Source organism: Paramesorhizobium deserti, from assembly GCF_001558695.1.
In the GTDB taxonomy this organism is placed as follows: domain Bacteria; phylum Pseudomonadota; class Alphaproteobacteria; order Rhizobiales; family Rhizobiaceae; genus Paramesorhizobium; species Paramesorhizobium deserti.
Genome location: NZ_LNTU01000003.1, coordinates 26100 through 48623 on the forward strand (window position 1 = coordinate 26100; position 22524 = coordinate 48623).

24 protein-coding genes are annotated in these 22524 nt (G+C 62.8%); 11 read left to right on the plus strand and 13 right to left on the minus strand.

What is annotated here, in order from left to right:
- Nucleotides 1–25 precede the first annotated feature (25 nt).
- Together panC and panB are read left to right on the plus strand one after the other, a co-directional pair.
- Nucleotides 26–874 (plus strand): pantoate--beta-alanine ligase, encoded by an 849-nt coding sequence (gene panC, locus ATN84_RS07895; protein ID WP_068881094.1) that lies wholly within the window; start codon nucleotides 26–28, stop codon nucleotides 872–874.
- A 64-nt stretch (nucleotides 875–938) separates the two neighbouring features.
- On the plus strand, nucleotides 939–1757 hold the full coding sequence (gene panB, locus ATN84_RS07900; RefSeq protein ID WP_068881095.1) for a 3-methyl-2-oxobutanoate hydroxymethyltransferase: 819 nt from the start codon (nucleotides 939–941) through the stop codon (nucleotides 1755–1757).
- 16 nt (nucleotides 1758–1773) lie between these two features.
- Here the strand turns inward: panB and ATN84_RS07905 are convergent, their stop codons facing one another.
- The 4 genes from ATN84_RS07905 to ATN84_RS07920 form a co-directional block, all read right to left on the minus strand.
- On the minus strand, nucleotides 1774–2232 hold the full coding sequence (locus tag ATN84_RS07905; RefSeq protein ID WP_068881096.1) for a GNAT family N-acetyltransferase: 459 nt from the start codon (nucleotides 2230–2232) through the stop codon (nucleotides 1774–1776).
- A gap of 119 nt (nucleotides 2233–2351) precedes the next feature.
- Entirely contained in the window at nucleotides 2352–5561 is a 3210-nt protein-coding gene (locus ATN84_RS07910; protein ID WP_082766165.1) for an efflux RND transporter permease subunit, read from the minus strand.
- Between the two features lie 116 nt (nucleotides 5562–5677).
- Nucleotides 5678–6892, minus strand: coding sequence for an efflux RND transporter periplasmic adaptor subunit (locus ATN84_RS07915; RefSeq protein WP_068881097.1), 1215 nt, complete (start codon nucleotides 6890–6892; stop codon nucleotides 5678–5680).
- 52 nt (nucleotides 6893–6944) lie between these two features.
- Complete coding sequence (locus ATN84_RS07920; RefSeq protein ID WP_068881098.1) at nucleotides 6945–7754, minus strand: alpha/beta hydrolase fold domain-containing protein; 810 nt, start codon at nucleotides 7752–7754, stop codon at nucleotides 6945–6947.
- A 236-nt stretch (nucleotides 7755–7990) separates the two neighbouring features.
- Between ATN84_RS07920 and ATN84_RS07925 the strand changes: the two genes are divergently transcribed.
- The 4 genes from ATN84_RS07925 to ATN84_RS07940 all read left to right on the plus strand — a co-directional run bounded on the left by ATN84_RS07925 (nucleotide 7991) and on the right by ATN84_RS07940 (nucleotide 11640).
- On the plus strand, nucleotides 7991–8914 hold the full coding sequence (locus ATN84_RS07925; RefSeq protein WP_068881099.1) for a LysR family transcriptional regulator: 924 nt from the start codon (nucleotides 7991–7993) through the stop codon (nucleotides 8912–8914).
- Between the two features lie 148 nt (nucleotides 8915–9062).
- Nucleotides 9063–9698: a LysE family translocator gene (locus ATN84_RS07930; RefSeq protein WP_068881100.1), complete on the plus strand. Its 636-nt coding sequence runs from the start codon at nucleotides 9063–9065 to the stop codon at nucleotides 9696–9698.
- A 101-nt stretch (nucleotides 9699–9799) separates the two neighbouring features.
- Entirely contained in the window at nucleotides 9800–10261 is a 462-nt protein-coding gene (locus ATN84_RS07935; protein WP_068881101.1) for a hypothetical protein, read from the plus strand.
- Nucleotides 10261–11640 (plus strand): FAD-containing oxidoreductase, encoded by a 1380-nt coding sequence (locus tag ATN84_RS07940; protein ID WP_068881102.1) that lies wholly within the window; start codon nucleotides 10261–10263, stop codon nucleotides 11638–11640. Before ATN84_RS07935 ends, ATN84_RS07940 begins: the two co-directional genes overlap by 1 nt.
- A gap of 288 nt (nucleotides 11641–11928) precedes the next feature.
- Here ATN84_RS07940 and ATN84_RS07945 read toward each other — a convergent pair whose 3' ends face one another.
- The 4 genes from ATN84_RS07945 to ygfZ all read right to left on the minus strand — a co-directional run bounded on the left by ATN84_RS07945 (nucleotide 11929) and on the right by ygfZ (nucleotide 15303).
- Entirely contained in the window at nucleotides 11929–12966 is a 1038-nt protein-coding gene (locus tag ATN84_RS07945) for an NUDIX hydrolase (RefSeq protein ID WP_068881103.1), read from the minus strand.
- A 335-nt stretch (nucleotides 12967–13301) separates the two neighbouring features.
- Nucleotides 13302–13817, minus strand: coding sequence for a tyrosine phosphatase family protein (locus ATN84_RS07950; RefSeq protein WP_068881104.1), 516 nt, complete (start codon nucleotides 13815–13817; stop codon nucleotides 13302–13304).
- 8 nt (nucleotides 13818–13825) lie between these two features.
- Complete coding sequence (locus ATN84_RS07955; protein ID WP_068881105.1) at nucleotides 13826–14449, minus strand: YfbR-like 5'-deoxynucleotidase; 624 nt, start codon at nucleotides 14447–14449, stop codon at nucleotides 13826–13828.
- Nucleotides 14449–15303 (minus strand): CAF17-like 4Fe-4S cluster assembly/insertion protein YgfZ, encoded by an 855-nt coding sequence (ygfZ, locus tag ATN84_RS07960; protein ID WP_068881106.1) that lies wholly within the window; start codon nucleotides 15301–15303, stop codon nucleotides 14449–14451. Before ygfZ ends, ATN84_RS07955 begins: the two co-directional genes overlap by 1 nt.
- Before the next feature lie 74 nt (nucleotides 15304–15377).
- Here ygfZ and ATN84_RS07965 point away from each other — a divergent pair, with 74 nt between their 5' ends.
- From ATN84_RS07965 to ATN84_RS07975, 3 genes are all read left to right on the plus strand, one after another.
- Nucleotides 15378–16712 carry a dihydroorotase gene (locus tag ATN84_RS07965; protein WP_068881107.1) on the plus strand — a complete coding sequence of 445 codons (1335 nt, stop codon included), beginning with the start codon at nucleotides 15378–15380 and terminating at the stop codon, nucleotides 16710–16712.
- Between the two features lie 28 nt (nucleotides 16713–16740).
- A complete protein-coding gene (locus tag ATN84_RS07970; RefSeq protein WP_068881108.1) occupies nucleotides 16741–17028 on the plus strand; it encodes a YciI family protein in 288 nt (95 codons plus the stop codon).
- Between the two features lie 115 nt (nucleotides 17029–17143).
- Nucleotides 17144–17848 (plus strand): HAD family hydrolase, encoded by a 705-nt coding sequence (locus tag ATN84_RS07975; protein ID WP_153020153.1) that lies wholly within the window; start codon nucleotides 17144–17146, stop codon nucleotides 17846–17848.
- Nucleotides 17849–17918: 70 nt separating this feature from the next.
- Here the strand turns inward: ATN84_RS07975 and ATN84_RS07980 are convergent, their stop codons facing one another.
- The 4 genes from ATN84_RS07980 to ATN84_RS07995 form a co-directional block, all read right to left on the minus strand.
- Nucleotides 17919–18692, minus strand: a complete 774-nt coding sequence (locus ATN84_RS07980; protein ID WP_082766166.1) for a hypothetical protein — start codon at nucleotides 18690–18692, stop codon at nucleotides 17919–17921.
- Between the two features lie 165 nt (nucleotides 18693–18857).
- A complete protein-coding gene (locus ATN84_RS07985) occupies nucleotides 18858–19115 on the minus strand; it encodes a hypothetical protein (RefSeq protein WP_068881110.1) in 258 nt (85 codons plus the stop codon).
- 168 nt (nucleotides 19116–19283) lie between these two features.
- The gene (locus ATN84_RS07990; RefSeq protein WP_280139605.1) at nucleotides 19284–19634 is read right to left on the minus strand and encodes a TIGR02301 family protein; all 351 of its coding nucleotides are present in this window, start codon (nucleotides 19632–19634) and stop codon (nucleotides 19284–19286) included.
- A gap of 261 nt (nucleotides 19635–19895) precedes the next feature.
- A complete protein-coding gene (locus ATN84_RS07995; protein ID WP_425287384.1) occupies nucleotides 19896–20348 on the minus strand; it encodes an NUDIX hydrolase in 453 nt (150 codons plus the stop codon).
- A gap of 76 nt (nucleotides 20349–20424) precedes the next feature.
- Here ATN84_RS07995 and ATN84_RS08000 point away from each other — a divergent pair, with 76 nt between their 5' ends.
- Together ATN84_RS08000 and ATN84_RS08005 are read left to right on the plus strand one after the other, a co-directional pair.
- Entirely contained in the window at nucleotides 20425–21204 is a 780-nt protein-coding gene (locus ATN84_RS08000) for an SOS response-associated peptidase (protein ID WP_068881112.1), read from the plus strand.
- 257 nt (nucleotides 21205–21461) lie between these two features.
- Nucleotides 21462–22073: a LysE/ArgO family amino acid transporter gene (locus ATN84_RS08005; RefSeq protein WP_068881113.1), complete on the plus strand. Its 612-nt coding sequence runs from the start codon at nucleotides 21462–21464 to the stop codon at nucleotides 22071–22073.
- Nucleotides 22074–22113: 40 nt separating this feature from the next.
- Here the strand turns inward: ATN84_RS08005 and ATN84_RS08010 are convergent, their stop codons facing one another.
- Complete coding sequence (locus tag ATN84_RS08010) at nucleotides 22114–22281, minus strand: hydrolase (RefSeq protein ID WP_068881114.1); 168 nt, start codon at nucleotides 22279–22281, stop codon at nucleotides 22114–22116.
- Nucleotides 22282–22524: the final 243 nt, after the last annotated feature.

Consider the following 22524-nt stretch of genomic DNA (forward strand, 5'->3'; position numbering starts at 1 on the left):
CCACCAGCGTTCTGAGGATCAGCCCATGAAAGTCATTTCCACCATTGCGGACTTGCGCGCCGCGCTGAAAGACGAGCGGCGGAAGGGGCGAACCATCGGCCTGGTGCCGACCATGGGCTATCTCCATATCGGCCACATGACGCTGGTGCGCCAGTCCCGAAAAACCTGCGACGTGACGGTCACGTCGATCTTCGTCAACCCGACGCAGTTCGGCCCGAACGAGGATCTGGCCACCTATCCGCGTGATCTCGACCGCGATCTGAAGCTGCTCGAGGCCGAGGGCGTCGATTATGTCTTCACCCCGACGGCGGCGGAGATCTACCGCCCCGGCGCCGAAACCATCGTCGAGACGACGCTTCTCTCGCGCATCCTGATCGGCCGCATCCGCCCCGGCCATTTCCGGGGCGTGACGACGGTTGTCACCAAGCTTTTCAATATCGTCCAGCCCGATCGCGCCTTTTTCGGCGAGAAGGATTACCAGCAGCTCGCCATCATCCGCCGCATGGTGGCCGATCTTGACATTCCGGTTGAAATCGTCGGCGTACCGACCGTGCGGGAAGAAGATGGCCTTGCCTGCTCCTCGCGCAATGCCCTTTTGAGGCCGGAAGACCGCAAGGCGGCGCCGGTGCTGTCGAGGGCATTGGACAAGGCCGAAGCCCTGGCCGTGCAAGGCGAGCGCTCCGCGTCGGCTCTCCGCAAGGCGATCCTGAAGGTGCTGGAGTCCGAGCCGCGCGGGCTGGTCGAGGCAGTGGATATCCGCGACGCGGCGGATCTGGCAAAAATCACCGGAAAATTCCAGAATCCTGTGGTCGTGCTGTTAACCGTGCGCTTCGGCAAGGTACGATTGATCGATCAAAGGGTAATAGGTTGGTGAGATATCGAAGCGTTCAGATTACTATCTCACTATTCCCTACCTCACTATCTCACTGGAAAAGAACATGAGCCAGGAAATCGTCACCCGCAGGATCACCGCGCCGGATATCCGCGCGATGAAGGGCGGCAGGCCTATCGTGTCGCTGACCGCCTATCACGCCCACACGGCGGCGATCGTCGACGCCTACGCGGATTTCATGCTGGTCGGCGACAGCCTGGGCATGGTCATGCACGGCATGGATTCCACCATCGGCGTCACGCTGGAGATGATGATGGTGCATGGCCGCGCTGTCGTCCGCGGCTCGAAACGCGCGCTGATCGTGGTCGATATGCCGTTCGGCACCTATGAGGAAAGCCCGTCGGAAGCCTTCCGCAATGCCGCCCGCATCATGAAGGAAACGGCCTGCGGCGCGGTGAAGCTCGAAGGCGGTGCGCGCATGGCCGAGACGATCCGCTTCCTGACCGAGCGCGGCATCCCTGTCATGGCGCATATCGGGCTGACGCCGCAGTCGGTCAATATTCTGGGCGGCTTCAAGACGCAAGGCCGCGATCCCGCGCACTGGCCGGTGATCAAAGGGGATGCTGAGGCCGTGGCGGAGGCGGGGGCCTTCGCGGTGGTGCTTGAGGGCATCGTCGAGCCGCTCGCCGCCGAGATCAGCCGCGAGGTCGCCATTCCGACCATCGGCATCGGCGCGTCGAAGGAATGCGACGGCCAGATCCTGGTGCTGGAGGACATGCTGGGCCTGAACCCGCGCACGCCGAAATTCGTCAAGCAGTATGGCGCCGTCGCCGCCGCGATAGAGGATGCGGTGAAGGCTTATGCGGAAGATGTCCGCACCCGTGCCTTCCCGACCGACGAGCAGGTCTACAAGCTGAAGAAATAAAGCGGCTGTCTGACGCTCACAGCGGTTTGCGGTAGACGATGAACGACGAGCGCGGCGTGATCGTGTCGTAGAGCGAGCGGGCAGGGGCGTTATATTCCTGCGTGTGCCAATAGATCCGGAAGGCATTTCGCGCCCGCGCCGCGTCCTCGACGCCTTCGATGAGCTTGCGGGCGGCCCCGCCGCCGCGCGCCGCCGGATCGACGAACAGATCTTCCAGATAGCAGTTCGGACGGTCGCTCCAGGTCGAAGCGTGAAAGAGATAATTGGCGAAACCGATGACCTCGCCGCCGCGTTCGGCGACGAGCGCCTTCACATCGGATTGGGGATCGAGAATGCGCTTCCAGGTGCTGGCGACCACCGGTTCAGCGACGCTCGCCCGGTAGAACGCGTTATAGGCGGCAAACAGGAAGCGCCAGGAATTCTCGTCATCCACATCAGCCGGACGGATGATAGTCTCGATTGTGTTTTCGCTCATGGCTCGCCGTCCCCCGGTTTGGATGAATGGAGCCGATCTATATCCTGATTTGAAGCCAACAAGAAAGAACCCCGCGGATGGTGCCATCCGCGGGGTTCTGTTGCTCAATGCGCCTTTGTTCAGTGCGCTTGCGTGGCCGGCGTGTGGGCCGTACCTTCCGGCGGCACCGGGATCGTCCCTTCGCCGGTATGCTTCAGCGGCTTATTTCCAGTCAGTCTGCGCAGGACCACGTAGAAGACCGGCGTCAGGAAGATGCCGAAGGCGGTGACCCCGATCATGCCGGCGAAGACCGCGATGCCCATGGCCTGGCGCATTTCGGCGCCCGCGCCAGTGGAGAGTACCAGCGGCACCACGCCCATGATGAACGCCATCGAGGTCATCAGGATCGGGCGCAGGCGCAGACGGCTCGCCTCCACAGCCGCATCCTTCGGCGACAATCCGGCGAATTCGAGCTCGCGCGCGAATTCCACGATCAGGATGGCGTTCTTCGCCGAGAGGCCGACCAGCACGATCAACCCGATCTGGGTGAAGATGTTGTTGTCGCCATGGCTGAGCCACACGCCGGTCAGCGCCGCCAGAATGCCCATCGGCACGATCATGATGATGGCGATCGGCAGGGCCAGGCTTTCATATTGCGCTGCCAGCACCAGGAACACCAGGAGCAGTGCCAGCGGGAAGATGATGATGCCAGAATTGCCGGCTATGATCTGCTGATAGGTAAGGTCCGTCCATTCATAGCTGATGCCGGGCGGCAGGGTTTCGGCCGCGATCTGCTCTACGACTGCCTGCGCCTGGCCGGAAGAATAGCCCGGCGCCGGCCCGCCATTGACATCGGCCGAGAGGAAGCCGTTATAACGGATCGCCCGTTCCGGTCCTGCACTCGGCTGGACGTTGAGCAGCACCGAAAGCGGGATCATTTCGCCCGATTGCGAGCGGACCTTCAGCTTGCCGATGTCTTCAGGACGTGCGCGATAGGGCGCATCGGCCTGCATCCTGACCGAATAGGTCCGGCCGAACTGGTTGAAGTCGTTCACATAGAGCGAGCCCAGATAGATCTGCAGCGTGTCGAACACATCCGTGACCGCGACACCCAGCTGATGCGCCTTGGCCCTGTCTATATCGGCATAGAGTTGCGGCACGTTGATCTGATAGCTGGAGAACAGCCCGGCTAGTTCCGGCGCGGCGTAAGCCTTGGCCAGGAACGCCTTGGTCGCCTGGTCCAGCGCCTCGTAGCCGAGACCGTTGCGATCCTCGATCTGCAGCTTGAAGCCGCCGATCTGGCCCAAGCCCATCACCGGCGGGGGTGGGAACATGGCGATGAACGCATCCTGGATGCCGGCGAATTTCTGGTTGAGCTGCATGGCGATGGCGTTGCCGGAAAGCTCCGGCGTCTTGCGCTCCTCGAACGGCTTCAGCATGACGAATACGATGCCCGCATTCGATGAGTTGGTGAAGCCGTTGATCGACAGGCCCGGGAAGCCGAGGGTTGTCTCCACGCCGGGCTGCTGGCGGGCAATGTCACTCATTTTCCGGATGACTGCGTCCGTGCGGTCGAGCGTCGCCCCGTCGGGCAATTGCGCAAAGCCGACGAGATACTGCTTGTCCTGTCCCGGCACGAAGCCGCCGGGGACCTTGTTGAACATGACGAAGGTGAGGCCAACAAGAACCAGATAAAGCCCCATGATGATCGTCTTGCGCGAGAGAATGCGCCGGATGCTGCCGCTATAGGCGTTGGAGCTGGCGCCGAACGCACGGTTGAAGCCACGGAAGAACCAGCCGAACAGGCCGTCCATGATGCGGGTGAGCCAGTCCTTGGGTGTATCGTGGCCCCGCAGCAGCATTGCCGCCAGCGCCGGGGAAAGCGTAAGCGAGTTGAAGGCCGAGATGACCGTGGAGATTGCAATCGTCAGTGCGAACTGGCGATAGAACTGCCCAGTTAGCCCCGAGATGAAGGCGAGCGGCACGAACACCGCGACAAGCACCAGCGCAATCGCGATGATCGGGCCGGAAACCTCGCGCATCGCGCGATAGGTCGCGTCGCGTGGGCTGAGGCCTTCCTCAATGTTTCGCTCCACGTTCTCCACCACCACGATGGCGTCATCGACGACGATACCGATGGCGAGCACCAGACCGAAGAGGCTGAGTGCGTTGATGGAGAAGCCGAAGACATACATCACCGCGAAGGTGCCGATGATGGAGACGGGAACGGCGACCAGCGGGATGATCGAGGCGCGCCATGTCTGCAGAAACAGGATGACGACGAGCACCACCAGCGCAACGGCTTCGAGCAGCGTGTGAACGACAGCGTCGATGGAGGCGCGGACGAACTGCGTCGTGTCATAGGCGATTTCGTACTTCACGCCTTCCGGCATGGTCTGCTGCACTTCGTCCATCACCTTGCGGATATCGTCCGATATCTGGATGGCATTGGAATTCGGCGCCTGGAAGATGCCTATCCCCACCGCCTGCTTGTTGTCGAGCAGCGAGCGTAGCGAATATTCGGAAGAGCCAAGCTCGAGGCGGGCAACATCGCGCAGCCGCGTGATCTCGCCATTGGCGCCTGTTTTGATGATGATATTGCCGAAATCCTCGACGGATCTCAGCCGCCCCTGCGCATTGACCGAAAGCTGGAAGTCGAGGCCTGGTACGCTCGGCGAGGCGCCGATGATCCCGGCCGCCGCCTGGATGTTCTGCTCACGCACCGCCTGCACCGCGTCACTGGCTGAAAGACCCCGCTCCGCCACCTTCTGCGGGTCGAGCCATATCCGCATGGAATAGTCGCCACCGCCGAAAATCTGCACCTGACCGACGCCGTTGATCCGTGCCAGCCTGTCCTTTACGTTCAGCACCGCGTAATTGCGCAGGTAAGTAATATCATAGCGGTCGTTCGGCGAAAGCAGATGCACCACCATGGTCAGGTTTGGCGAGCTCTTCACCGTGGTGACGCCGAGACGCCGCACCTCTTCCGGCAGGCGAGGCTCGGCCTGGCTGACGCGGTTCTGCACGAGCTGCTGCGCCTTGTCGGGATCGGTGCCGAGCTTGAAGGTCACCGTCAGCGTCATCACGCCGTCCGTGGTGCCTTGGCTCGACATGTAAAGCATGTCCTCAACGCCGTTGATGGCTTCCTCGATCGGTGTCGCCACTGTTTCGGCGATGACGCGCGGATTGGCGCCGGGATATTGCGCCCGCACCACGACGGATGGCGGCACGACTTCGGGATATTCCGAGATCGGCAGGGCGCGGAGGCCGAGAAGACCGGCCACCAGGATCAGGACCGACAGCACGCCGGCAAAGACGGGACGGTCAACAAAAAATCGCGATATGTTCATGTCACGTCCCTCTGGGAGTGTGATTTTGAAGTTAGAAAGGGCTTGCGACGGGAGAACGTCTCCCGTCGCGAACCAAGGTCATTCGAAATCAGAACCCGGGCGCTGCCCGGTTATCTTTAGCGTTGCGCGGTGGCCAGCGCCTGTTCTTCCGGCGCCATGGCGACCGCCTGCGGGTCGACCACCGCGCCGGCGCGCACCCGCTGCAATCCGTTGACGACGATGCGTTCGCCGGGCTCCAGCCCGCTTTCGACGATGCGCAGGCCCCCGGTCGCTGCGCCAAGCGTCACCTCTCGATAGGCGAGCTTGTTCTCGGGATCGACGACGAGGACGAATTTCTTGTCCTGGTCGGTGCCGATCGCCCGCTCGCTGATCATCAGATGGCGTTCGGGGCGGGGCTCGCCCATCTCGATGCGGGCGAACTGGCCGGGGATCAGCCGTCCGCCTGCATTGTCGAGCACCGCGCGGACGCGCACCGTCCCGCTTGCTGTATCGACCTCGTTGTTGATGAGCTGCAGATGCCCCTCGATAGGTGCGGCTGCATTGCCCGACGTGCCGATGCGCACCGGGATCCGCTCAACGGCCGGCGCGCCGTTCTTGGTCGCCGGGAGCTCGGCAAGTGCTTTGGCGACCAGTTCCTCGTTCACGTCGAAGCTCGCATAGATCGGATCGACCGAGACGAGCGTCGTCAGAACAGGCGAACCCGATCCTGCCGCCACCAGATTGCCTGATGTGATCTCGATCCTGCCGGCGCGGCCGTCGATCGGCGCTCGCACCTCGGTGTAGCCGAGGTCGAGGCGTGCCGACTGGAGCGCGGCTTCCGCTGATCTGAGGCTCGCTTCCGCCTCGTGCGATGCGCTGAGGCGCTGGTCGAGGTCGCTTTGCGAAACGGTGCGGGACGCGACGAGCCTGCGCCCGCGCTCCAGTTCGAGTTTCGTCAGTTCCACCCGTGCCTGGGCGGCTTCGACCTGGGCTTCCGCGCGCGCCACCGCCGCCTCGAAAGGTGCCGGATCTATGGTGACGAGCAGGTCGCCCTTCTTGACCAGGGCGCCTTCGCGGAAATGAACCGACTGGATGGCTCCGGCGACGCGGGAACGCACCTCGACGCGGTCGACCGCTTCGAGACGGCCGGAAAATTCCTGCCAGATGGTGACGTCGCGCGATTCGACCGTCGCGACCGATACCGGTACCGCCGGGGGGGCGGCAGGCGCGGCAGCGCTTGTCTCCGCCTGGGCGCCGCCGGGCATATTGGTGTAGAGCGCTGTACCGGCAACCGATGCAGCAAGGATGAGACCGGCACCCCAAAGGAGCCGGCGAGGGGCAAACGACTTCATAGCAGTCTCTCCGTATGGCGCTCTTAACGCCGGTGCAGTGCGAAAATCTGGTTCAGTGGAGCAGGGCTCCGGTTTCCTGGAAGAACTCAGTGAAAAAGCCGCGGACGGCTCCCCCCCAATCCGGCCGGGGGGCCGCACATCTGCTGTAGGCACCCGGCCACCCGGTTTTCCCGGCCAATATATGTTCATGAACCATGACACCTGCCTCTCTGAGGCGCCGTGCATAGTTTACGCTCTCGTCGCGCATCGGGTCGTCTTCCGCCGTCACCACCAGCGCCGGGGCGACGCCTGAAAGGCGCATGCAGTAGCTCGGGGCCGCGTAGGGGTGGCAGGCCGTGCTGGCGAAGCCGAGATAATGGTTCCAGCCATCGGCCCACTGGCAGTTGCCCATTCCCGCTTCCGCCTTGCGGAACGAACCGGTCGCCGTGCTCGGATCCAGCATCGGGGAAAGCAGGATTTGTCCCTGCAGTCCGCCCAGATGCACATCGCGCGCCTTCAGCGCCAGCCCGGCGGCGAGATTGCCTCCTGCCTCTTCGCCGGCGACGAAGAGCGGGGATTTCTTGCTCGCCAGTTCGCCACGTCCCTTGCACAAGGCTCCCAGCAGTTCGTAAGTGAACTTGAGCGCCGCGGGGAAAGGCTCCTTGGCCGCGTTGGAATAGTCCGCCGCCACCACGACCGCGCCGGCCTCGGCAAGCAGCGTCGCAATCAATTGCCCGCAGGCGGGCGAGCCGCCGAGAAACGCGCCGCCATGCAGATGCAGCACCAGGGGCGGCGCCTTCACAAGGGTGTCGCCGCGATAGATGCGCACAGGCACGGGACCGGCATTGCTATCCAGCATCTCCTCTGTCCAGACCGTTCCCATAATATTCGATCTCCGTCTCTGGAGCCGTCATCCATGGCGGCCGCAGAGACATATTGTTGGGTTCTCTATCGCACAGGCCTCCTGACAGCATTTTGTCAGGAGCAATGCTGCAGAGCACAATGTGGCCCTAAGATGGTATTGTTTTTCGCCGTAAAAAGTCCCAATTGAGTCACAACACTGTTTCTGTGTGTGAACAATCACGATATTTTCTGAATGCCGGAAGGAAGGATGGATGGATGGATCAGCTCGCCGCGATGCGCGCATTTATCCGGGTCGTGGAAGCCGGTAATTTCTCGCGCGCCTCGGAATCGCTCGGCATGCCGAAGGCGACCGTCACCAAGCTGATCCAGGGCCTGGAGGCGCATTTGCGCACCAAGCTCCTGAACCGGACGACGCGCCGTGTGCTGGTGACCCATGAAGGCGCGCTTTATTATGATCGCGCACTTCGGCTACTCGCCGATCTCGAAGAGCTGGACAGCAGCCTGACCACGTCGCAGGCGCTGCCGCAGGGGCGGGTGCGGGTGGAGATGTCGGGCGCGCTGGCAAATCTCATCGTTATTCCCGCGTTGTGGGATTTCCACGCGCGCTTTCCGGATATCCGCATTGATCTCGGCGTATCCGACCGACCTATCGATATTCTGGCGGAGAATGTCGATTGCGCGATCCGCGGAGGGACGATCTCCGATCAGTCGCTGATCGCCAGGCGCATCGCGGAAATGAGTTTCGTCACCTGTGCGGCTCCCTCCTATGTCGAGAAATTCGGAGAGCCGAGCCATCCGCGCGATCTTGAGCAGGATCACTATACCGTCGCCTATTTCCGCGCGCAGACCGGCCAGCAACTGCCCTTCTTCTTCGAGCGGGATGGCGAGCGGCTGGAGGTGAACGGGCGCTATATCATCGCCGCCAACGAGGCGATCAGCTATGTCGCCGCCGGCGAGGCGGGAATGGGCGTCATCCAGGCGCCGCACCTCATGACCCGCAAGCCCTTTCTCGACGGCACGCTGCGGCCGGTCCTTGCCGACTGGAACCGGGATCCCATGCCGCTCTTCGTCGTCTTTCCGCCGAATCGGCATTTGAGCAGTAAGGTCCGGGCCTTCGTCGACTGGATCGCCGATCTCTTCGCGAAATCGGGAATCGACGGACGGCAGGCCGCGGTGTGAGTGGCGGATATCAGCTGCAAAGCGTTGGCGCCATGATACCCCCCTCTGGCCGGCAGGCCAGAGGGGGGTGAAGAAGCAGAGCGATTCCATCAAAATGAGAACTGCCTTATAGTCCGCGCTCGACCACCGGAAATTGCGGATCAAGCGAATGCCGTCCCACGAATTGTTCATCGCCTTTCTCGCCACGACGGCGCTCTTCGCCTTCGTTCCCGGTCCTGCCATGCTCTATGCCGCGGCGCAGACCATGGCGCGGGGGCGATGGTCCGGCCTGATGGCGGCGCTCGGCATCCATCTCGGCGGCTATGTTCATGTGATCGCCGCGGCCGCCGGGCTGTCGGTGCTCTTCCACGCCGTACCCATGCTCTACATGGCGGTGAAATTCGCCGGCGCGGCCTATCTGGTCTGGCTGGGCATTTCGCTGTTCCGCGCCAGGACGCAGGGAGAGGAAGCCGCGCTTCCCGGCATTGCCCCCAAATCCGCACGCCGCGCCTTCATCGAGAGCGTGACCGTCGAAATTCTCAATCCCAAGACGGCGATCTTCTTCATGGCGTTCCTGCCGCAGTTCATCGATCCGGCGGCCGCATGGCCCGTCTGGATGCAGTTCGTCCTGCTCGGCACCATCGTCAATCTTATGTTCTCCCTAACCGATGTCGCTTCGGTGCTGCTGGCGGGAGCGGTGGTCGGCCGGCTGCGCCGCTCGAGCGGCGCACAGCGCCTCATGCGGCGCGCGGGCGGGGCGCTGATTGTCGGCCTCGGCGTCCATCTCGCCTTCCATAGGGGCTGATTCCCGCCAAAGGGTGTATGGTCGCCCTGTATGCACGCCGTTCGATTTTGAGCTATGGTGGCGCATGCTGGAACGGTTCGGCTGCTCACCGGGGATAGGCAATGGCGATTTATCTTCTTGCGCTGATGATCGGCATCGTTGCGGGTTTGCGGTCGATGACCGCGCCGGCGGCGATAAGCTGGGCCGCTCATCTCGGCTATCTCAATCTTGAGGGCACGTGGCTTGCCTTCCTGGGCTATGCCTGGACACCATATGTCCTGAGCCTGGCGGCGATCGGCGAAATGATTGCCGATCAGTTGCCCACCACGCCGAGCCGGAAAATGCCGTTTCCATTCGGCGGCCGCATCGCCAGCGGTGCGCTATGCGGCGCTGCGATCGGCATTCCCGCAGGCGCCTGGATCGGCGGTCTCGTCGCCGGCGCCATCGGCGCCGTGCTGGGAACGCTCGGCGGATATGCATTCCGGGCTAGGCTGGCCAAGGCATTCCGCAGGGACATGCCCGCGGCCCTTCTTGAAGATGCCATAGCCGTCATCGCCGCGATCCTGATCGTGAGGGCGATCTGATGGCGAGACGGTTCGATGCGATCATCATCGGCGCGGGGCAGGCGGGTCCGTCATTGGCCGGCCGTCTGACTGAGGCGGGCATGAACGTCGCGCTGATCGAGCGCAAGCTGATCGGCGGCACCTGCGTCAACACCGGCTGCACGCCGACCAAGACGCTGGTCGCCAGCGCCTATGCCGCCCATATGGCGCGCCGGGCGGCGAGCTATGGCGTGACCCTGGCGGGCGATGTTGGGGTGGATATGAAGGCGGTCAAGGCCCGCAAGGACGCCGTCTCGGGCAAGTCGCGCGGCAATCTGGAATCCTGGCTTGAGAACATGGAGCGCTGCACTGTCATCCGCGGCCATGCGCGCTTTGAATCCGCTCACGAGGTCAGGGTGGGCGAGGAGGTGCTTTCTGCCGACCGCATCTTCATCAATGTCGGCGGCAGGGCGCTCGTGCCCGATATGCCCGGTGTCGACAGGATCGACTATCTCACCAACACCTCCGTCCTCGATCTCGATATCCTGCCGCGCCATCTCGTCATCATCGGCGGCAGCTATGTCGCGCTGGAATTCGCGCAGATGTACCGCCGCTTCGGGGCCGCCGTGACGGTGGTGGAGAAGAAGCCGCATCTGGTCGCCCGCGAGGATGAGGACGTCTCGATTTCGGTCAGGGAGATATTGGAGGGGGAGGGCGTTCACGTCCGCGTCAATGCTGAATGCATCAGCTTTTCGCCGCGCGGCTCCGATATTGCCGTCGGCGTCGATTGCCGGTCGGGCGACAGGGAGGTGCTGGCCTCGCATGTCCTTCTGGCGGTCGGACGGCAACCGAACACGGACGACCTCGGCCTCGACAAGGCGGGGATTGAAACCGACGAGCGCGGCTATATCAAAGTGGACGACCAGCTGCGGACAAATGTCGAGGGTGTCTGGGCGCTCGGCGATTGCAATGGCAAGGGCGCTTTCACCCATACGTCCTACAATGATTTCGAGATCGTCGCGGCCAATCTGCTCGATGATGATCCCCGTCGCGTCAGCGACCGGTTGCCCGCCTATGCGCTCTATATCGACCCGCCGCTCGGCCGCGTCGGCATGACCGAGACGGAAGCCCGCAAATCAGGAAAACGGCTCCTGGTCGGCATGCGCCCGATGACCCGGGTGGCGCGCGCGGTGGAGCGTGGCGAATCGCAGGGTTTCATGAAGATCATCGTCGATGCCGACACGCGCCAGATCCTCGGCGCCTCCATTCTCGGCGTCAGCGGCGACGAGGCCATCCACTCCATCCTCGACATCATGTACGCCAAGGCGCCCTATACGACGCTGCAGCGCGCCGTGCACATCCATCCGACCGTGTCGGAGCTGATTCCGACGGTGCTGGGTGAGTTGAAGCCAGTGAAATAAAGCTGAAGCACTCCACGTTGAAATCAGAACGACGGCGGGACAGCGCCCCCTCTTGGCTGCCGCCCATCTCCCCCGCAAGGGGGGGAGATCAGCTATCAGTTCCGTTTTCGCCAATCATCAACCCTGCAGGATAAAACGGCGTCGCCAATGACAGCCAATCTCCCCCTTGCGGGGGAGATGCCCGGCAGGGCAGAGGGGGGCGCTGTCCCGCCGTCGTTTTCCATCAAAATATTACCCCCTCCAAGCAGGCCAGAGGGGGGGTGAACGACACTTGTACCCGGAAAAATATTACCTCACCCCCACCCGCAGCCCCGGAGCAGGCCGCTCCTCCAGCACCTCGTGGCGGAAGCGGTAGAGTGCGGCGGGGCGACCGCGGCTCTGTGTCAGCGTTGCGCCGGTTGGCTCCACCAGTTCGGCGCTTTCGACCAGGCGGCGGAAATTCTGCTTGTGCAGATGGCGACCGGAGATCGCCTCGACCGTTTCCTGGAGCGCCGTCAGCGTGAAATCAGGCGGCATCAGCTCGAAGATAACCGGGCGATATTTGAGCTTGCCGCGCAGCCGTGCGATGGCGGTTGCCAGGATGCGCCGGTGGTCGAAGGCCATGGCGCGCCCGAGCGGCGCCGGCGGATGGGGCGCATTGCCGTCATTATAGGCTTCCTCGACCAGCCCCGCCTCATAGAGCAGCTCATAACGTTCGAGCACGCGCTCCTCGTCCCAGGGAACGCCGTCGAGGCCGAATGCCAGGCGAAGGCGCGTCAGCCGCGGCAGGAGACGCTGCGCCCGAGGCTCGGCCTGCGCCGGCCTCTCCTTCTCTCCCGCCCAGCGCTTGAGAGCGGGCAGGATGCTCTCATCAATCAACGCCGGCTTGCCGCCGCGCCAGTCCTCCCATGGCAGGAAGGCGTACCATTCCCGCCAGCGCCCGGATTGCGCGGCCGGGCTCCTATCTTCGGCAAGCGTGGCGCGGGTCAGCGCGAGATAGCCGATGGAGACGACATGGGCGCCGTCCTCTATCGGGGTCTTGTAGCGGCCCCGGTCGCCGAAAGTGTAAAGCTGCTCGACATAGCCGAGCTTCAATTGTGTCTGTTCGCTCACCCAGGCGCGCAGGCCCGTTTCGAGCGTGCGGTGGGCGAGGGGGTCGAACGGGCCGAAGGGCAGGCCGTCCAAAGAATGATGCCGAAAAGTTGCAGACTTTTCGGGTAAGATCATGCGGCTGAAAAACTCCGATGTGCTGCTCTCGGGCGTGCAGAGGATGAGTGGATCGTTCTCAGCCACCGCGACGATCGCCGCGGAGAGGCCGATCTCGACGGCGGTGGCGCGCGGCGGCATTAGACCCCGATGTCCTTGGGTGGAAGTGTTGCCGTGGCGATACCCCCCTCTGCCCTGCCGGGCATCTCCCAGCCCCTCCAGTCGTCATCCTCGGGCTTGACCCGAGGATCCACGGCTAGGGAGCACTGACGGTCGTACCGGACCGACGCATTCCAACCAGAAGATATGACCAATATCTGGGCGGAGGATTCATGTTCCCATTGCGGATGATAATACCGTTTCCGCCCCCTTGCCGTGGATCCTCGGGGCAAGCCCGAGGATGACGACTGGAGAGAACGGAGATGGCCGGCAGGGCAGAGGGGGGTGTGACGGCGATCCTGTTTGAACATATCGCTCTAAACCCCCAACGGCAGCACGAACGGCACGCCCTCGAACGCCTCCGCCCCCCGGCCGATCGCGCTGACCGCATCGACCATCCGTCCGCCGCGTCCAAGGAGATCGTCCGCAAGCGTTACGAGCCGGATGTTCGGTGTGGCCGAAGGCGCGCGCTCGCGCAGGAGGCTGGCAAGCCTGACCGCGTCCATATCGGGATCGAGCGCGCTCGCTACGATATAGGCGGCCGCGGTGGAGCGTGAGATGCCCGCAAAGCAATGGATGAGCAGCGGCGCCTGCCGGTCCCAGCGATTGCCAAAGCCGATCAGCTTTTCCACATGCTCCGCGGCGGGCAGGGTCATTCCCGGCATCTCCTCAACGATATCGTTGAAGCCGAGAAACAGGTGCCGGTCGGCCTCGATGCATTCCGGTCGTTCGACCAGCGTGCCCATATTGATCAGCGTTACCATGTCACGCGGCCGGTGGAACTGCGCGGTCTCGCCAAGGCGCGAGAGCGGTGAGACGACGATATGCGGCATCGTTAAACCTATTTTTCGCTGCGCGCCGCTTCGAGCGCGAAGAAACGGTCGAGAAAATCCTTCTGAACGTTTTGCGTCGGTCTTGGAGAAATATCCAGCCCCTGCGGGTCGATTCCGCGCGGCCGGCCGAAAAAACGCACCGCTTCGCTGTCCGTGAAGCCGGCAAGCCGCGTCGCCTCGAAAAAGGCGGCGATCTGGTCGGCCCGCTTGATCTGCGCCTTCAAAGGCGCCGGCATCGTGGCGGGCAGCGAAAAACGCAAATGGATGGCCGCCTGCAGCCGCGTTTCGATCGCCTTGTAGCCACCGCCGACAACCGCCTTGAAGGGCGAGATCATGTCGCCGATCACATATTCCGGCGCGTCGTGCAGCAGCGCCGTCATCCGCCGCTCGGGCGAGGCGTCGGGCTCGATCCGCGTGAAGATCTGTTCTACCAGCAGCGAGTGCTGCGCCACGGAAAAGGCATGGTCCCCCTCGGTCTGGCCGTTCCAGCGCGCCACCCGCGACAGCCCATGCGCGATGTCGGATATCTCGACGTCCAGCGGCGAGGGGTCGAGCAGGTCGAGCCTGCGCCCCGACAGCATGCGCTGCCATGCCCGTATCTTGCCGCTTGCCGCCAACTTGTCCGCGGCCATCAGGCGTTCTCGGAGGCCTGTTCGGGAAAGCCGAACCGCGCTTGCGGCGGGATGGCGAGCGTCACCGCCACATCGCCGGCAAGGATCGGCGTGCCCTGATCCATCGCCTCCTTCACCCGGTCGATGCGCGCGAGCGCCAATCCGCTATTGCCGACGACGCTGCCGAGCGTGCCGATCTCGCGCCCGCCTGCAGTGAGCGGCGTGCCGGCGGCGGGAAGATCACCATCGCCCGTCGCGATCAGCACGCGGCGCCGCGCGGTGCCGCGATGCTGCATCCGCGACACGACCTCCTGCCCGATGAAGCATCCCTTGCGGAACGAGACGCCGCCCGTCTGGTCGAGATTGACGTCATGCGGGAAAGCATCGCCGAGCGCATAATCGTGGCCGGCCTCCGCCACGCCATGGGCGATGCGTAAACCAGTCCATGCCGCCTCGTCAGCCGTACCGCCGGGTACGCCATAATGGCGCATGACCTTCAATTCTGCAGGGAAACGGCAATCGCGTACCACCGAATTTTGTGAAAAACCGGAATCATTTTGCCAGGAAACACTGACAGGCGATTCATTTTCCAATGTAATTTCCGCTTTCGAACGCAGCCGGTAGAGCGTCAGCCGCTTGGCGAAATCGGCCGCTTGGGGCATTGGGAGATCGAAGCGCAAGCCCCCGTCGATGCGCGTGACGAGAAAGTCGAACAGGATCTTGCCCTGCGGCGTCAGCAGCGCGCCGGGTTTCAACTCGCCTGGTTTCAAATCATCGAGATCGGTAGTGATGATGGCCTGCAGGAATTTCTCCGCATCCTCGCCGGTGACCTGGACGAGCGCCCGGCCGCTCACGTTTACGGACTGTGCTGTCATGCCTTCACCCTTGCCTTTCCAACCCATGTTACGTAAGCCGCAAGAGAAGAGGCCGCAAGACCGGAGTGAGCGCAATGGCAGAGACTTTCGACACGATCCTGAAGGGCGGAACGCTGGTCAATCAGGACGGGAAGGGCCTGCGCGACATCGGCATCCGTGACGGCCGAATCGCCGCCATCGGCAGCCTCGATGAAAGATCGGCGGGCCAGATCATCGATTGCACGGGCCTGCATATCCTGCCGGGCGTAGTCGACAGCCAGGTGCATTTCCGCGAGCCGGGGCTGGAGCATAAGGAGGATCTGGAGACGGGTTCCCGCGCCGCCGTGCTGGGCGGCGTCACCGCCGTCTTCGAGATGCCCAACACCAAGCCGCTGACCACGTCCGCCGAGATGCTTGAAGACAAGGTCCAGCGCGGCCGCTACCGCATGCATTGCGATTTCGCCTTCTGGGTCGGCGGCACGCGCGACAACGCCAGGGACGTGGCCGAGCTAGAGCGCCTGCCGGGTGCGGCGGGCATCAAGGTGTTCATGGGCTCCTCAACCGGCGATCTGCTGGTCGAGGACGATGAAGGCGTGCGCTCGATCCTGAAGAACACGCGCCGCCGCGCCGCCTTCCATTCGGAGGACGAGTTCCGCCTGCGCGAGCGCGAAGGCCTGCGTCTGCAGGGCGATCCGTCCAGCCACCCGGTCTGGCGCGACGAGATCGCCGCCCTTTCCTGCACCGAGCGGCTGGTGCGCATCGCCCGCGAGACCGGCGCGCGCATCCATGTGCTGCATATCTCGACCGCCGAGGAGATCGAATTCCTGAAAGGTCACAAGGATGTGGCGACCTGCGAGGCGACGCCGCATCATCTCACCCTCGACGCCGAGGATTACAAGACGCTCGGCAATCTCATCCAGATGAACCCGCCGGTGCGCGAAGCACGCCACCGCGACGGCATCTGGCATGGCGTCGGGCAGGGCATCGTCGATGTGCTCGGCTCCGACCACGCGCCGCACACGCTGGAAGAAAAGCAGAAGCCCTATCCGGCCTCGCCTTCGGGCATGACCGGGGTGCAGACGCTGGTGCCGATCATGCTCGACCACGTCAATGCCGGCCGGCTTTCGATCGAGCGCTTCGTCGATCTGACCTCCCATGGCCCTAACCGCATTTTCGGCATGGCGCGCAAGGGCCGCATTGCCGTCGGCTATGATGCGGACCTGACGATCGTGGATCTCAAGCGCCGCGAAACCATTACCCATGCCCAGGCCGGCTCGCGCGCCGGCTGGACGCCCTATGACGGCAAGACCGTCACCGGCTGGCCGGTCGGCACCTTCGTTCGCGGGCTGAAAGTGATGTGGGAAGGCGAGATCGTCACGCCGTCACAGGGCGAGCCGGTGGAATTCGTCGAGGCGCTGCCGAGGCGGTAGGTTTTCATCCCAAGCGGGAGACAAGTGCATGTACATCATCAGCATGACCTACGTGAAGCCCCTGACCGAGATCGAGGAGTATCTCAGGCTCCACCGTGAGTTTCTCGATATTTATTACGCCAGGGAGATCTTCCTGGCCTCCGGGCCGAAGAACCCGCGCGATGGCGGCGTCATCCTGGCCAGCGGCAAGGTGAGCCGCGCGAAGCTCGATGAAATCCTTGCTGAGGACCCGTTCCGGCAGCACGGCCTCGCGCGCTATGATATTGTCGAGTTCGAACCCAGCAAGCATCATGGAGCCCTGAGCGGCATTCTTTAGTTAGAGAGAGTGGGTTTTGTTTTGATGTCATCGCTAGGCGCCCCCCTCTGGCCGGCAGGCCAGAGGGGGGCGCTGTCCCGCCAACGCTTCCATCTGAAGGTGCGCTGTTCTCATGATGGCCAAACGATCCCTCTCCACCATCGGCTTCGATGCCGATGACACGCTCTGGCAGAACGAACAGTTCTTCCGGCTGACGGAGGAGCGCTTCGCATCCTTTCTGGCCGATTATGCCGAAAAGGAGCATCTGACCCAGCGGCTCCTCGAGGCAGAGCGCCGCAATCTCCAGCTCTACGGCTTCGGCATCAAGGGCTTTACGCTCTCGATGATCGAGACGGCGATCGAGGTGACCGAGGGCAGGGCGCCTGCCCATGTCATCCGGAAAATCCTGGATGCGGGACGCGAGATGTTGAGCCATCCCGTCGAAACCCTTCCCTCCGTGCGCGAGACGCTGGAACGTCTCGCCGGCTCCTATCGCATGATCATGATCACCAAGGGCGATTTGTTCGACCAGGAGCGCAAGCTGGCGCAATCGGGTCTCGGCGAGTTCTTCGACGCGGTGGAGATCGTCAGCAGCAAGGAAGCGTCGACCTATGAGCGGGTCTTCGCCCGCCATGGCGACGGCCCGGCCCATGCCATGATGGTCGGCAATTCGCTGAAATCGGATATCGTCCCGGCGATCGAGGCAGGCAGCTGGGGCATCTATATCCCGCACGACCTGACCTGGACGCTGGAGCATGCCGAGGAGCCGGTCGAAGCGCCGCGTTTCCGGCGGCTCGGCCGGATTTCCGAGCTGGTCGATCTGGTGGAGGAACTGAAATAGGCGCTATCGCGGTTCCTGTTTTGACGGAACATCGCCGCGCCACCAGCGGTCGGACATCAATCCGATTCCACTAATCCCCCGCCACGAAGAACTGCCACTTCCCGTCCGGGCTGATGCCGATGCGGTAGAAGATATAGGCGCCGAAGGACTTCATGTCGTCATAATCGCCGGCGGTGATGATCTGGTAGAGCTCCACCATCTGCGGCGGGGTGAGCTTGTCGATCGGATAGGCGAAGAAATAGGGCCAGACATAGAGATCGTTCGTGCCGCCGGCATCGAGATGCACATAGCCCGTCTCCAGGAGGTCAACGAGGATGGCCAGCACCTCCTGCCCCTTGTCATCGCCGGAAATGCCCTTGAGATAGTCGATCGGGTCGCCCTCATACCCGCTGAGCGAGAGCGCGGTCATCTCGTCGCCGGTGCCGATCAGCGGGCGCAGGGCTTCGATATCGCCCGATTTGGCCGCTTCGAGAATGCGCTGGCGCGTTTCTTTCACCGGCGCCGGCAGCTTGTCGAAATCATATTCGACCGTCGGCGGCGTGCCGTTCTCCTTTATTTGCGGGCGGGCCGGGTCGGTGAGATTTTCAGGGTTTTCCGTAGATTGCGAGGGTTCCTGATTGAGCGGACCGGGCAGGGGGATCTGCGTTGCCGGGTTTGTGTCGTCCGTGGTGCTTTTCCTCGGAGCCTGCACCGTCTGCTGAATTTCGCTCAGCGCCAGCAGCCGCTGCGGATCCTCGGGAGCGCGCGCCTGCGCTGTCGCGCCGGCCGCAAAGAGGAAAAGGCCAAGCGTCGCAAGACGCGGAACGGACTGCAGGGCATGCGGGAAAAGGCGGCTCGTCATCATTTCTGTCACAGAAGTCAGGAGGCGGAAATGCCCATATTTAACCACATAAACGTTTGCCGGATACGGCAAAAATGCGGGGGCGAAGCTTTGCGGCGCGACCCGGAACGCCGGAGTGGAACGCGATGTGCCGGGCGTGATAATGGTCTCCGCCCGGTTGTCCCCGTTCTATTGCAGGGTGCGGTCGGCGAGGAACTCGCCCGAGATGATCTGCTCGCGCATCTTTTCGATGAGCGCCAGCGCGGCCTCGTCGCCCGCCTCGCGGATCAGTTCAGTCAATGCCGTCGCAAAAGCCGCTTCTGCCAGGATCTCGGGTTCGATGCCTTCCGAAATGCCGTCAGCCCAGACTTCGTTCTGATATTCGATCGCGGCAAGCTTTTTCTCGCGTGCGATAAGTTCGTCGAGATCGGTTGGAGCTTGTGCCATCCATTCCACCTTGGCGTATGCCGGTTCTTTCCTCGAGGCCCAGAGAGGCCGTCGATCATTCCTATAGGTCGCAGAGCCGAAGCCTTGCCTTACTTAATGTCGCATTAACAGATTACCATCAATTTTAATCGCCTGGCGGCGCCAATGGTTTCAACAGTTAACGCCATCTTAATTGCCATAGCGCGTGGCGATCTCGTTCGACAAGCCTTCCCCCTCCTTCATGTAGCGGTCAATCGCCGCAACCGCCGAATCGGTACAGCTCGAGTATACCTCGCTGAAAGCCCGATACCCACGGTTGAAACTGGCGATAATCCTTGTCCGCCTGGGTTCTTCAGGCTTTTCTGCCGCAATAATGGCATTCATGCGGTCTCGCCATTCGCTGCCCTGTTCGCCGCACAAATTGCGCAGATAGTGAAGCGAACCGAGAACCTCCGCCAGCCGGATCAGCTTCGTCTCATAAAGCGGTTCGTTCGCCGTCGCCGCTGCCACCGGCGACGCCATCAACCCCGCCGCCAATATCGCTACCCACGCTCGCTTCAAAGAGGCTCGTCCTTTCCCCGCCCTTTTGCCGCGAAACAAGGGCCGCTTCAAGATGCCAATCGGGAACAGGCTTAACGCGAAAGCATGATACCCGCGCTCGGTGTCGGCGGGGCGGTTCTTCTTTTGATGGAAACAAGGCCGCCCTTGTCTAACCGTTGGTGGTGATGCGAATGTTCCGGAACAATCCCAACAGAAAGCCGCTTCGCAGTTTCGGCGTTACGCGCCTGAAAGTAAGCTGATCTAAGCAAACGCCTTTCCATCTTCGAGGCGGACGATCTCGCGTGCGACGGTGAGGGTGCTTGCCGTGATGCGGCTTTTCGCCATTTCCTCGATATCGAGCCACAGGATCGCCGCCGCGTCGTCGGCGGCCGCGGCCTCCCCGGTCACGCCATGGGCGCGGAAGACGGCGAGATAATAGCTTGTTTCATAGGCGCTGCCGTGGTCCTGGCTGAGGTCGACGGTGGAAAAATGGCTGAGCTTCTCCGCCCCAAGCCCGGTTTCTTCCATGAGTTCGCGCCGCGCCGCTTCCTCCGGCGTCTCATCGGCCTCGCGCCGCCCGCCGGGGAAGGCGAGCCAGCCCTTCCAGGGTTCGCGCCCGCGCTCGACCAGCAGGAAGCGCCCTTTGCTGCGGCAGATGACCGAAACGCCGTGAATGATAGCCATGGCGGTAGGGGTAGGACGGACAGGAGGGATTGGCAAGCCGGATTTCATGAGGATGAGAGCGCGGTGCGGCTTGACCCGGGCGTCAAAAGGCTGAACATCGCCCGTCATGTGCGGACGATTTTCATTGACGGCGAGCAGGCAGGAGGTGGAGGCGCTTCTCGCCGCCATCATCGGCGAGGACTTCCCGCCGCGCTATAACATCGCGCCGACGCAGCCGATCCTGATGGTGGTGGCGGGCGAGTTGCCGCCGCCGGGCTCGAACCGCCCGGATCGGGTGGGCCGTCTGGCGCGCTGGGGCTTCATCCCGGGCTGGGTCAAGGATCCCAACGATTTTCCGCTGATGTTCAACATCCGCAGCGAGACGGCGGCGGTGAAGAATTCCTTCCGCGCCGCGCTGCATCACCGGCGCGCCCTGGTGCCGGCCTCCGGCTTCTACGAGTGGCGGCGGGAGGGAAAGAACAGGGCGCAGGCCTATTGGGTGCGCCCGCGCCGCGGCGGGCTGATCGCCTTCGCCGCGCTGATGGAGACCTGGTCGAGCGCTGACGGGTCCGAGATCGACACCGGCGGTATTCTGACGACCGGCGCCAACGAAACCCTGCGCCCGATCCACGAGCGCATGCCGGTGGTCATCAACCCTGAGGATTTCGGCCTCTGGCTCGACTGCAAGAACAACCTGCCGCGCGATGTCGCCCATCTGATGCGACCCGCCGCGCCGGATTTCTTCGAGGCCGTTCCCGTTTCCGACAAGGTCAACAAAGTGAGCAATACCAGCCCCGACATCCAGGAGCGGGTGGAAGAGGACTTGACGGCGCCGGCCGGAAAGCCAAGAAACGGCAAGAAGCCGGAGCCGGAAGACGATTCCGGCGGCCAGCTCTCGATGTTTTGATCGTTCGACCCGTTTTAGAGTGATTGTGTTTTGATGGAATCGCTAGACGCTCCCCTCTGTCCTGCCGGACATCTCCCCCACAAGGGGGGAGATCGCACCTTCATCGATGCTCCGCATCAATCGCAGGCATTAAAGGATGAGCGGCAAAAGCTATATCTGCCAATCTTCCCCCTTGCGGGGGAGATGGCCGGCAGGCCAGAAGGGGGCGCTGTCCCGCCAGCATCTCCGCCTCAAAGTGGAAAGCGCTAGGATCCGGAATGTTCTCAGCCGCTCTTTCCGGCTTCCTTCTGGGGGCCTCGCTCATCATCGCCATCGGGGCGCAGAACGCTTATATCCTGCGCCAGGGGCTTCTTCGCCAGCATGTCTTCGTTCTGTGCCTGATCTGCGCCCTGTCCGATGCACTCTTGATCGCCGCAGGCGTGGCGGGTCTTGGAACGCTGCTCGCGCAATCGCCGGGGCTGATCGCGGCGGTGACGCTTGGCGGCGCGGCCTTCCTGTTCTACTACGCTTTCGTGGCGTTTCGCCGCTCGGTCAAGCCGGAGGCGATGGAGGCGAAAGGCAAAGGCGAAACCAGCCTGAAGGCGGCGGTTGCCACCTGCCTGGCGCTCACCTTCCTTAATCCGCATGTCTATCTCGATACGGTGCTGCTGCTCGGCAGCCTTTCGGCCCGTTTTGAAGGGGTGAGCCGCATCGCCTATGGCGCGGGCGCGGCCGTCGCGTCCTTCGTCTGGTTCTTCGGGCTCGGCTATGGGGCGCGTCTGCTCCAGCCTGTATTCGCCAGGCCCGCGGCGTGGCGCATTCTCGATGGACTGATCGGCCTTGTCATGGCCGGGATCGGCATCAGCCTGCTAAAGGTTTATGCCGCTTGATCCTCATCCAAAAAGCCTGAAACTTTTTGAGATCAGGCTTTTAAGCCGATTTCTTGTTGGCCAAGATCGACGGGCGGCGGTTGTCGTTGCGCGCGTCCGAATGGCTGCGCGGGGCGGCAAGCAGGGCCGCGACGAGCGCCGCCGGTCCGATCTCGCGATATTGGTCCGTCAGCCTGTCTTGTCGTGGTGTTAAGGCTTTTTTGGTCATTTCGGGCTCCTTCCTCACATTAACAAATCCCTATTCTTCGTCGGAATCAGACTGAAAAAAGGCTGTTTCTCGCCGGTTTTGGGGAATTCGGGTTAATTCGGGTTAACCATGCGCCCTGTTGCAAAAATGCAGCATTATCGGGCTTGTCATCAGGACAACGGGCCAATCCCTGAAAAGTTCGAAAAAGAGCGTTTGGAAACCATCGCTCCGCCTTTTGGGAATTGCTCTTGACGGCGAGAGCGG

Coding starts and splice junctions, on each gene's coding strand:
- ATN84_RS07940 (WP_068881102.1), top strand. CDS start 10,261: ATGGCGAGACGGTTCGATGCGATCATCATCGGCGCGGGGCAGGCGGGT.
- ATN84_RS08005 (WP_068881113.1), top strand. CDS start 21,462: ATGTTCTCAGCCGCTCTTTCCGGCTTCCTTCTGGGGGCCTCGCTCATC.
- ATN84_RS07955 (WP_068881105.1), bottom strand. CDS start 14,449: ATGGCCGCGGACAAGTTGGCGGCAAGCGGCAAGATACGGGCATGGCAG.
- ATN84_RS07970 (WP_068881108.1), top strand. CDS start 16,741: ATGTACATCATCAGCATGACCTACGTGAAGCCCCTGACCGAGATCGAG.
- ATN84_RS07920 (WP_068881098.1), bottom strand. CDS start 7,754: ATGGGAACGGTCTGGACAGAGGAGATGCTGGATAGCAATGCCGGTCCC.
- ATN84_RS07950 (WP_068881104.1), bottom strand. CDS start 13,817: ATGCCGCATATCGTCGTCTCACCGCTCTCGCGCCTTGGCGAGACCGCG.
- ygfZ (WP_068881106.1), bottom strand. CDS start 15,303: ATGACAGCACAGTCCGTAAACGTGAGCGGCCGGGCGCTCGTCCAGGTC.
- ATN84_RS07945 (WP_068881103.1), bottom strand. CDS start 12,966: ATGCCGCCGCGCGCCACCGCCGTCGAGATCGGCCTCTCCGCGGCGATC.
- ATN84_RS08000 (WP_068881112.1), top strand. CDS start 20,425: ATGTGCGGACGATTTTCATTGACGGCGAGCAGGCAGGAGGTGGAGGCG.
- ATN84_RS07905 (WP_068881096.1), bottom strand. CDS start 2,232: ATGAGCGAAAACACAATCGAGACTATCATCCGTCCGGCTGATGTGGAT.
- panB (WP_068881095.1), top strand. CDS start 939: ATGAGCCAGGAAATCGTCACCCGCAGGATCACCGCGCCGGATATCCGC.
- ATN84_RS07915 (WP_068881097.1), bottom strand. CDS start 6,892: ATGAAGTCGTTTGCCCCTCGCCGGCTCCTTTGGGGTGCCGGTCTCATC.
- ATN84_RS07925 (WP_068881099.1), top strand. CDS start 7,991: ATGGATCAGCTCGCCGCGATGCGCGCATTTATCCGGGTCGTGGAAGCC.
- ATN84_RS07975 (WP_153020153.1), top strand. CDS start 17,144: ATGGCCAAACGATCCCTCTCCACCATCGGCTTCGATGCCGATGACACG.
- ATN84_RS07985 (WP_068881110.1), bottom strand. CDS start 19,115: ATGGCACAAGCTCCAACCGATCTCGACGAACTTATCGCACGCGAGAAA.
- ATN84_RS07930 (WP_068881100.1), top strand. CDS start 9,063: ATGCCGTCCCACGAATTGTTCATCGCCTTTCTCGCCACGACGGCGCTC.
- ATN84_RS07965 (WP_068881107.1), top strand. CDS start 15,378: ATGGCAGAGACTTTCGACACGATCCTGAAGGGCGGAACGCTGGTCAAT.
- ATN84_RS07935 (WP_068881101.1), top strand. CDS start 9,800: ATGGCGATTTATCTTCTTGCGCTGATGATCGGCATCGTTGCGGGTTTG.
- panC (WP_068881094.1), top strand. CDS start 26: ATGAAAGTCATTTCCACCATTGCGGACTTGCGCGCCGCGCTGAAAGAC.
- ATN84_RS07910 (WP_082766165.1), bottom strand. CDS start 5,561: ATGAACATATCGCGATTTTTTGTTGACCGTCCCGTCTTTGCCGGCGTG.
- ATN84_RS07980 (WP_082766166.1), bottom strand. CDS start 18,692: ATGATGACGAGCCGCCTTTTCCCGCATGCCCTGCAGTCCGTTCCGCGT.
- ATN84_RS08010 (WP_068881114.1), bottom strand. CDS start 22,281: ATGACCAAAAAAGCCTTAACACCACGACAAGACAGGCTGACGGACCAA.